This is a genomic window from Chamaesiphon sp. OTE_8_metabat_110 (assembly GCF_031382685.1).
Taxonomy (GTDB): Bacteria; Cyanobacteriota; Cyanobacteriia; order Cyanobacteriales; family Chamaesiphonaceae; genus Chamaesiphon.
Genome location: NZ_JANMZA010000535.1, coordinates 1 through 7,678 on the forward strand (window position 1 = coordinate 1; position 7,678 = coordinate 7,678).

Genomic DNA, 7,678 nt, shown 5'->3' on the forward strand with positions numbered 1-7,678 from the left:
TGCGGTCATGAACCTTGGAAACAAGCCAATTCACCCCTATCGCCGCCCTTGGTGGATCACAAAGCGGCTTTTAAGGCGGCGCGTGCGAACTGGGCAAGTCGCGAGTCACTTTTAAGACCACCACGTCAATCGAGGCAAGACTGAAATAATGAATCCAAAGAAGGACTCCGATCCGTCAGATCTGCCCCGGCGGGGGCGACCGCGAGTTGACCAAGCGGGTCAGGCTGAACAACGCATTCTGGATGCTGCTACGGCAACTTTTTTAGCACAAGGCTTTGGTCGTACAACCCTCGACCAAATTGCTGAAGTTGCGCGTGTAAGCAAGACTACGCTCTACAGTCGTTTCCCCACCAAGGAAGTGTTGTTCGCAGCGGTGGTCAGTGCTTCTGTACAAACGCTTCAGGTGCAAATGAATCTCACGCCAACGGGTGGCACGCTCAAGGAACGCCTGATTCAGGCGGGAATCGGACTTGCCGCAGCGACACTCACACCAGAGAGCATCGCCTTGATGCGCGTCACTTCTGCCGAGACGGAGGCCTTTCCTGAAGTCGCCCGCGAAGGCTTTCGGATTGGATTTGATGCTTGTGTCCATTGCATCGCTGAGTGCTTGGCTCCCACTGCCTCAGCGGAGGCGATCGCCGCCGTGACTCCGATCGCCGAGCGATTTGTTGAGATGGCATTGCACCCGTTGTATATGCACGCTTTTTTTGGCGCAGATCTTGGGTATTTGCGAGATCGAGCGGTGCGTGACGTTGCGGAGGTTGCCGAAATTTTGCTTACAACTGGGCACTGAAAGTCCAGGATTACAGAACGTCTGCACAGACCACAGCTTTTGCTAACGAGAACACGATCGTGATGAACCAGAACAAAATCTCCAAGATCTACGAAATACTCAGCACAACCTATCAAACCTTCGACCAAACCGATGATGAATGGATGACCAACGGTCTATCGAGTACTCCCTTCAAGAGCTTGGTGTCCGTGGCACTTTCGACGATGACTACAAGCAAACGGACAATCAATGCTTGCAAAGCACTTTACCCGAAGGTTGCATCGTTTGAAGAGTTAATGAACATTGATGAAGCAGAGCTTGTTCAACTGATTAAACCAGTTGCCCATTACAACCGAAAAGCCAAGAATTTGAAAAAAATGAGTCGGCAGATTATCGAAGATCGCAACGGAGAAATCCCACGCACAGCAGAGGAACTGATGTCACTAGCGGGTATTGGGCGTAAATGTACCGATATCATGCTCAACTTTGTGTTTGATGAGCCAACGATCGCAGTAGATACTCATGTTCACAGGCTCGTCAATCGCCTAGGAATGGTAAATGCAACGTCAGCCGAAGAAACTGCTAATGTCCTCAGCAAAATAACTCCCAAAGAATACAAAAAACACGCACATGAGTGGCTAATCCAACATGGTATGAACATCTGCAAAGCGAGAGTGCCAAAGTGTCAAGAATGTACTCTAGTCGATCTGTGTGGCTACGACCGAAAGAAACTGTGAACACGGGCTACTACATGGAGGAACTAACTTAATCACACTTCTTTTCACAGACCATTTCGGTCAACAACTGCTGCATTAGACACTTCTAAACAACTTAACATTGAATCTCCACAGATACCTTTCAAATGGTCGCTACCATCCGTAAACGAAGCAGGCTAACTATTTATTAGACTGAATCTGTCAGTCTAATACTCCCATTTGGGGTAGTTAGATGGACATTTGTCTACCTAATACCGGAAAAATGGGGTATCATACGGACATTCGTCTTGTCTCAAACGCACGCTGAGGGAGCCTCAGCGCGATTTGAGCCGCTTTCTACCTAACACCCCCAGGATATTTAGGCTGAATTAATTCAGTCTAATTCCCCCTGAGAATAATTTTTGGAGTTCGGTATTCTTTGTAATAATCTTTGATGAAACTAACGATTAAGAGAGTTCATCAACGCTTCAGGATAACGAGTACCCGCAGCAGCACCGATCGGCATAACTGCTTCAATCTGTTGCAGTTCGGCAGCAGTTAACACAATTTCTAAGGCTCCCACATTTTCATGCAGTCGTACTTGGCGTTTCATCCCAGGAATGGGGATGATATCCTCACCTTTTGCCAATAGCCAAGCGAGGGCGAGTTGGGCAGGCGGACACTGCTTTTGGGTTGCAATTTCCTTAATCTTTTCGACCAATTTTAAGTTGCGATAAAAATTCTCGCCTTGGAAACGGGGACTGTGCCGCCGCCAATCATTTGATGGGAAGTTATCGGGAGATTGAAAGGCTCCGGTTAAAAATCCGCGCCCCAGTGGTGAGTAAGCAACTAAACTCGTGCCCAATTCTCGGCAAACGGGTAACAGATCTGTTTCCGGCTCTCGCGTCCAGAGACTATATTCTGTTTGCAGCATGGCGATCGGATGCACCTGAGCCGCACGTCGCAGGGTGTCAGCACCCGCTTCTGAAAGTCCGGCATAGCGCACTTTGCCGTCTTGAATTAGGTCAGCGATCGCACCAACCGTATCCTCGATCGGGACATGCGAATCGACTCGTGCGGGATAGTACAGATCGATGTAGTCCACCCCCAACCGCTGCAAGCTGTAAGCTAAAAAGTTCTGCACGGCAACCGGACGGCTATCTTCACCGTTAAAGCCACCTTTATGGTCGCGCAGTGCCCCGAGCTTCACGGCAATAAATACTTTGTCACGAGGAATCCCTTTAATTGCTTCGCGAATCAGCAATTCATTGTGACCCATGCCATAAAAGTCGGCTGTGTCTAGAAAATTAATCCCCAGATCGTTGGCGTAGCCTACCGGAGGTAATCGCGGCTCGAATCGTGGCGATACTTTCAGCATCATCATTTTGGCGATCGCCATAGAAGTCGGACATGCCCATACAGCCCAATCCTACTGACGATACTTGCGCGTCTGTCTTTCCCAGTTGGCGATATTTTATCATCTTGCTCCCGATAATTAACGATTTCTTTTCTACCTTCTGTTTATTAATCGCGATCTGAAAATGCCGCGATCTCAGGTCGCTACACTACGAATTACGAGTCTGAAACAGCATGTCAGCATTCCCATGTTCGACAGCGTAGCGGAGGGGTTTGCATCGCTCTACCACGACCTCTTCGACCGTTGGCTGGTTGGCGAGGATGTCCATCACTTCGGTAATGAATTCATTGAGTGGCATGGCGCGAGGATCGGTCAGTTGCCGTGCGCCGCTGAGTGGGGTCTGCACATAAGGCGGAATAATCTCGATCGCCTCGGTGGTGGTGCCTTTGAGCTGGTGGCGTAGCGATACCGAGTAGGAATGGATCGCCGCCTTAGTCGCGCTGTAGGTGGGGGTCGCTGCGTTCGGGACAAAACCCAGCCCCGACGAAACCGTGAGAATGGTAGAGCGCGGCTGAGTTTGCAGCAGTGGCAGGAGTGCCGCTGTCAGGCGAATGGGGCCAAGGAGGTTGGTGGTGACGATCGCCTCGGCATCCGCTAGATAATCTGGCGGCGATTTGAGATCTTCTGCTTTCGAGATTCCAGCATTGTTAATCAAAACATTCAGCGCTGGGTAGTCTCGATCGATTTGCCGACCAAACGAACGGATGCTGTCTGGGTCATCGATATTCAGCAGCAGGGATTCGATCCCAGGATGAGCAGATGTCACCTCATCTAACGCTTGTTGTCGCCGACTGGCAATAATTACCCGATTGCCTAGTTTGTGAAAGGACTCAGCAAGTCCGCGACCGATTCCCGATCCGCCGCCCGTAATGAGAATTGTGTTTCCGGTAATTTGCATGGTAGTCTCCTAAATTTTTCCTGAACGAGGAAATCTATTGATATTCATTTTGTTCGGCATTCATTTCCCGATTCAGTCGTTGGAGTGCTGGCATAGCAATCAGCATCACCGCAACAGCTACCAGTACTTGAACCGTACCCGACCAATAGGGAGCCGATGGACTGACGGATTCGTATAGCCAACCCGCCCACAGCGGCCCGATGACTTGCGCTAGTGCCATCACCGCCGCAATACTACCCTGTACCCGCCCTTGTCCCAAGCTATAGATAGGGAAATTAACAACCGAATAGAGAGCAGAAATAATTGAGTGGTTTAAAATAAAGACTACTAGCATTTAGACGAATCGATCAATCATATAGAAGACAAATATGAGGCTGTCTACAAATCAAAGCAGAGTTATTACGACCTATTTGAGCAAGCGAAAATTAGCTGGAAAAGAACTCAAAAAGTCAATCCTAAATTTGATGAGGATCTCGTAAAAAAGCGGAGTCGTGCCGTCTGGGTTCCCCAGACATGGCAAAGACCCAAGCAAAAGAGAATAGAGATTAATGAATTTTTAGCTAAACACAAGACGGAGATTGAACTAGGAGAGATGGTAGCAGTCTTTATAGATGAGTGTCACTTGCTCGGTGGAGACGTTTGTGGATATGTATGGGGACAAACTAATAGCAGGATGGAAATTCTCATCAAGAGTGAAAAAGATCGGCAAACTTATTTTGGGGCACTGAACTATCAAAGCAAAGAGTTTACAATTGAGGCCTATCCAGCAAGAAACGGTGAATCGACAGTTAAATTTGTTAAGAATCTACAGCGTAAATATCAGCGCAAAAAAATCGTCTTAATTTGGGATGGAGCTAGTTACCATAAATTTGGTGAATTTCGAGAATATTTGGCTCAGGTGAATCAAGCAAGCTTGGCAGATAATCTAGAGATTACTTGTATTTTATTTGCTCCAAGCGCTCCCCAGCAAAATCCGGTCGAAGATATTTGGCTACAAGCGAAGAACTTCTTGAGGAAATACTGGTATTTGTGCAAGTCATTCTGGGCTGTCAAAAAGCTGTTTGAATTGTTTTATGACTCTTCAAAATTTGATTTTTCCAAGATCCATCAGGATCATTTTTCTCAGGAACTCAAATAGGATTGCTATAGTGAACCAAAAACTTGACACCTCCCTAGACTTGACCATTGATTTTCAGAAATGCAGCTTTCTGAGTCATCTTGGAGTGGCGTTTCTTGGCGGACTCAGCCATCATGTTCGATCGAAAGGCGGACAGTTACACTTCGACTGGAACACATTACAGCCTAAAGTTCACACTAATCTCGCTCAAAATGGATTTTTATTCGGTTTCGATCGAGGGATAGAGCCTTGGAGTGGCAATTCTATTCCTTATCGCCAAGATCTATACAGAACAAATATACTATAGTGGGATACCTGCTAAATAATTGGTTAGAAAAAAGCTGGGTCAATATTAGCTCTGGCTTACAGGGTGCGATTGCTGGCAGTGTTTGGGAAATCTACGCTAATGCCTTTGAACACAGTGACTCCTCACTTGGTGTGTTCAGTTGCGGGCAAAACTACCCCACAAAGAAAGAGCTACACCTAACCATTGTTGATTTTGGGCAGGGCATAGCCAATAACGTTCGATGCTCGATTTTCAGGGAACACTGATAAATATAGCCTTCAAATGCGATGAGTCATATTATTGCCTAGCATCAGAGGTTAATAGCGGGGTGAAGAAACGATTTTAGAAACAGAGGAGAAAAGCAATGCGTTACATCGTTCATGAAATTACGGGGCAATATGCAATTTCGTTTGACGACGGACAACAACTCTTCGATCTGATTCACCCCTACTCCAGAGTGGACAAACCGTAGAGCTGGACTTTGAAGGAGTCAAAGTTTTTGCGTCGGCATTTTTCAACGTCGCCATCGGACAGCTTTTGCAGGATATTCAGTCTGATACTCTCAACGAGAAACTGATAATTGAGAACCTATCCCCCCATGGTGAAACCGTTCTATCGCAGGTGATTGACAATGCCAAGCCTTACTATTCAGATCCCGCTCATCGTCAAGCTGTCGATAGCGTTATGGAGGAATACGCCGCCAGCTTCTAGATTATGACGATACAGTTCGATGTTCAAGCTGAGGTTGTTGACATTCTCTCAGATCGCCCACAGCAATCAGATATCTTTCTTGTTGATACGAACGTGTGGGTTTGGCAAACCTACCCTAATGCCATGGACTATGTGACTGTCCCAAATATTCAACTATTTACCAGTAATATTCAGGTGATTAAATTAGCAAAACTACAAGGTAAGTTATTACGCCGCTAAATACATCAAACCAGGTGAGCGGGAAAACAAATCACGAAAATATATCAAATGTCTACCCTTTCGGGTTTGATGTTTATTTGACAGGTAAGTCCCTAATCGGGGCTAAAATTCTGAAATCATTGCTACAACTGCTTTCCTTATTTGACTAGAAAGTCATCGCTGAGTTTTGAAGATTGCCAGCCTCGCTACTAGACTGGGTTCGATCGCGGCACCGTTATCATAAAGACGATCGAGCTACAATCTCATCAGATGCTGTTGAGACGACCGAGTCGCATTACAGAAAATTAATATCGATCGCGATTCCTAGCCACCACTGGGTAAATCTCGATATAATTCATAGCATCAGGATGAAAAACTTAGGGTAAAGAGGGTGACTGTCATGAATGTTTTTACTCAGCATACTTAAATATTTCCATTAGACAATAGTGTCAGCCCAAATTCATCCAAGTCCTTGTGTTCTATCCTTCACCCTTGAATTCACTAGCTAGGGGTACGTGGTTTAAACTCATCTGTGGTGCTAGCTTTGGACATTTGCCAGCCATCCGCAGTTTGGCGATCGCTTATACATTAGCTGGCGCTGATTGTATCGATGTTGCTGCGGATCTTGCAGTCATCACCGCAGCGAAAGATGGCATCAGTACTGCTCGAAAATTAGCGCAGACAAATGCTGATGCGGGAAATTCATGTTTAGATTTCCCGTGGTTGATGGTGAGTTTAAATGATGGTGCAGACCCGCATTTTCGCAAAGCAGCATTCGATCCATCACAATGTCCGGCTGATTGTCCGCGTCCGTGCGAACGGATTTGTCCGGCGGATGCCATTGACGATCGAGGAGTTGTCGAGAGTCGCTGCTATGGCTGCGGGAGATGTTTGCCAATCTGTCCGCTAGGGTTAATTGTGACTCACGATCGATCGGCAACACCCAACAGCATTCTCCCCTATCTCACAGCGGAGGATGGCATCGACGCGATCGAAATTCATACTCAGTCTGGACACTTGGACGAATTTAGGCAGCTATGGAGTATCCTCGCTCCAGTCGCACACCACCTCAAATTGCTGGCGATTAGTTGTCCCGATAGTGATGAATTAATCACATACCTGCGATCGATTCACGATACCATTGCCGCCACTTACCACCCGCGCCCCCTCCCATTTGCGCTGCTGTGGCAAACCGATGGTAGACCGATGAGTGGCGATATCGGCGCGGGAACGACTCATGCAGCCATCAAACTAGGTGAAAAAGTCTTAGCCGCTCACCTCCCAGGCTACGTGCAGCTAGCAGGCGGTACCAACCACTACACCGTCCCCAAATTACGGGAACGCCAACTTCTACCGCCCACTACCACCAAACACGTCCACGGTGTTGCTTACGGTAGCTACGCGCGCGTTTTATTGTCGCCACTGCTCGACAAATTAGACGCCCGCACCGAGCAGCCGGGAAAATTAGAAAGCCATTCAGACTTATTATCGGCGACGGTGGCGATCGCCGCCGAGCTAGTCGGGCAGTTAAAGGGTGACATCAATCCAACTCAAAAATCACAAAATCACAACCCGTAATGGACG

The 7,678-nt window shown here is 47.4% G+C and carries 8 protein-coding genes and 1 pseudogene; 6 read left to right on the top strand and 3 right to left on the bottom strand.

Features of this window, described 5'->3' with window-relative positions; translation table 11 throughout:
- Positions 1–148: 148 nt before the first annotated feature.
- Both RMO52_RS19445 and nth read left to right on the top strand, forming a co-directional pair.
- Entirely contained in the window at positions 149–793 is a 645-nt protein-coding gene (locus tag RMO52_RS19445) for a TetR/AcrR family transcriptional regulator (RefSeq protein ID WP_310417542.1), read from the top strand.
- Between the two features lie 62 nt (positions 794–855).
- Complete coding sequence (gene nth / locus RMO52_RS19450; protein ID WP_310417545.1) at positions 856–1,509, top strand: endonuclease III; 654 nt, start codon at positions 856–858, stop codon at positions 1,507–1,509.
- Between the two features lie 418 nt (positions 1,510–1,927).
- Here nth and RMO52_RS19455 read toward each other — a convergent pair.
- The 3 genes and pseudogenes from RMO52_RS19455 to RMO52_RS19470 form a co-directional block, all read right to left on the bottom strand.
- Positions 1,928–2,945 (bottom strand): annotated as a pseudogene (locus RMO52_RS19455) (aldo/keto reductase).
- 87 nt (positions 2,946–3,032) lie between these two features.
- Positions 3,033–3,782, bottom strand: coding sequence for an SDR family oxidoreductase (locus tag RMO52_RS19465; RefSeq protein ID WP_309740870.1), 750 nt, complete (start codon positions 3,780–3,782; stop codon positions 3,033–3,035).
- A 34-nt stretch (positions 3,783–3,816) separates the two neighbouring features.
- Positions 3,817–4,116, bottom strand: a complete 300-nt coding sequence (locus tag RMO52_RS19470) for a hypothetical protein (protein WP_310417555.1) — start codon at positions 4,114–4,116, stop codon at positions 3,817–3,819.
- A gap of 21 nt (positions 4,117–4,137) precedes the next feature.
- On the opposite strand from RMO52_RS19470, the gene RMO52_RS19475 reads away from it, so the two are divergent.
- The 4 genes from RMO52_RS19475 to ldpA all read left to right on the top strand — a co-directional run bounded on the left by RMO52_RS19475 (position 4,138) and on the right by ldpA (position 7,672).
- Positions 4,138–4,920, top strand: a complete 783-nt coding sequence (locus tag RMO52_RS19475; RefSeq protein ID WP_310417559.1) for an IS630 family transposase — start codon at positions 4,138–4,140, stop codon at positions 4,918–4,920.
- 739 nt (positions 4,921–5,659) lie between these two features.
- Positions 5,660–5,896, top strand: coding sequence for an STAS-like domain-containing protein (locus tag RMO52_RS19480; protein ID WP_310417562.1), 237 nt, complete (start codon positions 5,660–5,662; stop codon positions 5,894–5,896).
- Positions 5,897–5,899: 3 nt separating this feature from the next.
- Positions 5,900–6,115 carry a hypothetical protein gene (locus tag RMO52_RS19485; RefSeq protein ID WP_309740879.1) on the top strand — a complete coding sequence of 72 codons (216 nt, stop codon included), beginning with the start codon at positions 5,900–5,902 and terminating at the stop codon, positions 6,113–6,115.
- A 453-nt stretch (positions 6,116–6,568) separates the two neighbouring features.
- Positions 6,569–7,672, top strand: a complete 1,104-nt coding sequence (gene ldpA / locus RMO52_RS19490) for a circadian clock protein LdpA (protein WP_310417557.1) — start codon at positions 6,569–6,571, stop codon at positions 7,670–7,672.
- Positions 7,673–7,678: the final 6 nt, after the last annotated feature.